This is a genomic window from Streptomyces prasinopilosus, assembly GCF_001419695.1.
In the GTDB taxonomy this organism is placed as follows: Bacteria; Actinomycetota; Actinomycetes; order Streptomycetales; family Streptomycetaceae; genus Streptomyces; species Streptomyces prasinopilosus.
Genome location: NZ_LIRG01000297.1, coordinates 1 through 3,525, shown reverse-complemented (window position 1 = coordinate 3,525; position 3,525 = coordinate 1). Strand labels below are relative to the sequence as shown.

2 protein-coding genes and 1 rRNA gene are annotated in these 3,525 nt (G+C 66.0%); all 3 read left to right on the top strand.

Annotated elements, in window-relative coordinates:
- Nucleotides 1-67 precede the first annotated feature (67 nt).
- Nucleotides 68-184: ribosomal RNA gene (gene rrf, locus AOK18_RS13635) — 5S ribosomal RNA — on the top strand.
- A 109-nt stretch (nucleotides 185-293) separates the two neighbouring features.
- Complete coding sequence (gene clsA / locus AOK18_RS13630) at nucleotides 294-902, top strand: cardiolipin synthase ClsA (protein WP_055571454.1); 609 nt, start codon at nucleotides 294-296, stop codon at nucleotides 900-902.
- Between the two features lie 114 nt (nucleotides 903-1,016).
- Nucleotides 1,017-3,512: a mannose-1-phosphate guanyltransferase gene (locus AOK18_RS13625; RefSeq protein ID WP_055571455.1), complete on the top strand. Its 2,496-nt coding sequence runs from the start codon at nucleotides 1,017-1,019 to the stop codon at nucleotides 3,510-3,512.
- Nucleotides 3,513-3,525 lie beyond the last annotated feature (13 nt).

The following is a 3,525-nucleotide window of genomic DNA, read 5'->3' as shown; positions in this document are numbered from 1 at the left end:
TTGGTTCTGAAACCACGAACGACCCCATGCCAGGTCACGGCGTGGTGCGGTTGATGTTTCATAGTGTTTCGGTGGTCATAGCGTAGGGGAAACGCCCGGTTACATTCCGAACCCGGAAGCTAAGCCTTACAGCGCCGATGGTACTGCAGGGGGGACCCTGTGGGAGAGTAGGACGCCGCCGAACTCCTTTTAGAGCTCTGGCTCTTGGGCACGCAGCCCGAGAGCCAGAGCTTTTTTGTTTTGAGGTAGGGTCAGTGAGCATCATCAATACGTTTCCCCCAGGAGGTCCCCGGGTGGAGGTCCAGGAGACTCGCGTCCAGACGGACCGTGTCCTCACCATCCCGAACATCCTCAGCATGGCGCGACTTCTCGGCGTGCCCCTCTTCCTGTGGCTGATCCTCCGACCGGAGTTCGGAGGCCCGAAGAGTGACGGCTGGGCGCTCCTGGTGCTCGCTCTGAGCGGTGTCAGTGATTATCTGGACGGCAAGCTCGCGCGCCGCTGGAACCAGATCAGCAGCCTCGGCCGGCTGCTGGATCCGGCAGCGGACCGGCTCTACATTCTTTCGACCCTTGTCGGTCTCACCTGGCGCGAGATTCTTCCGCTCTGGCTGACCGCCGTCCTCCTGGCCCGTGAGCTGGTCCTTCTGGTGATGGTGGGCATCCTCCGGCGTCACGGCTATCCGCCGCCGCAGGTGAACTTCCTCGGGAAGGCGGCCACCTTCAACTTGATGTACGCCTTCCCGTTGCTCCTGCTCAGTGACGGTAGTGGCTGGATCCCGTCACTCGCTGCAATTTTCGGATGGGCGTTCGCCGGATGGGGTACAACCCTCTATTGGTGGGCAGGAGTCCTCTATATGGTGCAGGTCCGCCGCCTGGTTCGTGCGGACGCCATGACCGGCTGACTCGCCGAGTGGCACGCGCAGCGTCGCGCGATGGCTCGCAGTGGAAAAGTGCGGGACAATCTCGGTGGATGAAGTCGGTCAGACCGTCATCTCTTCGAGGAGGACGCTTCCGACATGAAGGCCGTCGTGATGGCCGGGGGCGAAGGCACGCGCCTTCGTCCTATGACCTCAAGCATGCCCAAGCCGCTCCTGCCGGTGGCCAACCAGCCGATCATGGAGCATGTTCTGCGGCTGCTCAAAAGGCATGGGCTCAACGAAACCGTTGTGACCGTCCAGTTCCTGGCATCGCTCGTCAAGAACTATTTCGGTGACGGCGAGGAGCTCGGAATGGAGCTCACCTATGCCAATGAGGAGAAGCCACTCGGTACCGCAGGGAGCGTCAAGAACGCCGAGGAGGCACTGAAGGACGACACCTTCCTCGTCATCTCCGGCGACGCGCTGACGGATTTCGACCTGACCGAGCTGATCAACTTCCACAAGGAGAAGGGTGCGCTGGTCACGGTCTGCCTGACCCGGGTGCCCAACCCGCTGGAATTCGGTATCACCATCGTGGACGAGGAAGGCAAGGTCGAGCGCTTCCTGGAGAAGCCGACCTGGGGACAGGTCTTCTCCGACACGGTGAACACCGGGATCTACGTCATGGAGCCCGAGGTCTTCGACTACGTCGAGCCCGACGTGCCCGTCGACTGGTCCGGTGATGTCTTCCCGCAGCTGATGAAGGAAGGCAAGCCCGTCTACGGCTTCATCGCCGAGGGCTACTGGGAGGACGTCGGCACCCACGAGAGCTATGTGAAGGCGCAGGCCGACGTCCTCGAGGGGAAGGTCGACGTCGACATCGACGGCTTCGAGATCTCCCCCGGCGTATGGGTCGCCGAAGGCGCCGAAGTACACCCCGACGCCGTGCTGCGCGGACCTCTCTACATCGGCGACTACGCCAAGGTCGAAGCCGGCGCCGAGATACGTGAGCACACGGTCGTGGGGTCCAACGTCGTGGTGAAGAGCGGGGCCTTCCTGCACAAGGCCGTCGTCCACGACAACGTGTACGTCGGACCGCACAGCAACCTGAGGGGCTGCGTCCTCGGCAGGAACACCGACGTCATGCGCGCGGCCCGGATCGAGGACGGCGCCGTCATCGGCGACGAGTGCCTGATCGGTGAGGAATCCATCGTCCAGGGCAACGTACGGGTCTACCCGTTCAAGACGATCGAGGCCGGTGCGTTCGTCAACACCTCGGTCATCTGGGAGTCCAGGGGACAGGCGCACCTCTTCGGCGCCCGCGGGGTGTCGGGCATCCTGAACGTCGAGATCACACCCGAACTCGCCGTTCGGCTGGCCGGCGCCTACGCGACGACCCTGAAGAAGGGGTCGACGGTCACCACCGCCCGGGACCACTCCCGCGGTGCCCGTGCCCTGAAGCGCGCGGTCATCTCCGCGCTGCAGGCCAGCGCCATCGACGTACGGGACCTGGAGAACGTGCCGCTGCCCGTGGCCCGGCAGCAGACCGCCCGGGGCAGTGCGGGCGGCATCATGATCCGGACCACCCCCGGGGTGCCGGACTCCGTCGACATCATGTTCTTCGACGGGCAGGGCGCCGACCTCTCGCAGGGAGGCCAGCGCAAACTGGACCGGGTGTTCGCGCGGCAGGAGTACCGGCGCGCGTTCCCCGGCGAGATCGGTGATCTGCACTTCCCGGCGAGCGTCTTCGACTCGTACACCGGCTCACTGCTGCGGAACGTCGACATCACAGGGATCGCGGAGGCCGGGCTGAAGGTGGTCGTGGACGCCTCCAACGGCAGCGCGGGACTCGTCCTGCCGAGTCTGCTCGGCAAGCTCGGAGTGGACTCGCTCACCATCAACCCGGGACTCGACGAATCCAGGCCGACCGAGACGGCCGAGGTCCGGCGGGCGGGACTGGTACGGCTCGGCGAGATGGTGGCATCCTCCGGCGCCGCGTTCGGCGTGCGGTTCGACCCGGTCGGCGAGCGGCTCTCCCTCGTCGACGAGAAGGGGAGGATCATCGAGGACGACCGGGCCCTGCTCGTCATGCTCGACCTCATCGCGGCCGAGCGGCGCAGCGGCCGGGTCGCGCTCCCCGTGACCACCACCAGGATCGCCGAGCAGGTGGCGGCCTACCACGGCACCCAGGTGGAGTGGACGACCACCTCGCCCGACGACCTCACCCGTGTGGGCGGTGAGGAGGGCACGATCTTCGGCGGTGACGGCAAGGGCGGCTTCATCGTTCCGGAGTTCAACAGGGTCTACGACGGCACCGCGGCCTTCGTGCGGCTCATCGGCCTGGTGGCCAGGACGCAGCTCACGCTCAGCCAGATCGATGCGCGGATCCCGCGTGCGCACGTCCTCAAGCGCGATCTGGCGACCCCGTGGGCGGTCAAGGGACTCGTGATGCGGCGAGTCGTCGAGGAGGCCGGTGACCGCTTCGTGGACACCACTGACGGTGTGCGCGTGGTGGAAGCCGACGGCCGCTGGGTGATGGTGCTGCCCGACCCGGCCGAGGCGGTCACCCACCTGTGGGCCGAAGGCCCCGACGACGCCTCCGCCCAGGCCCTGCTCGACGAGTGGGCAGCGGTCGTGGACAGCGCCGGACGGTAGCGGGAACCGGGCG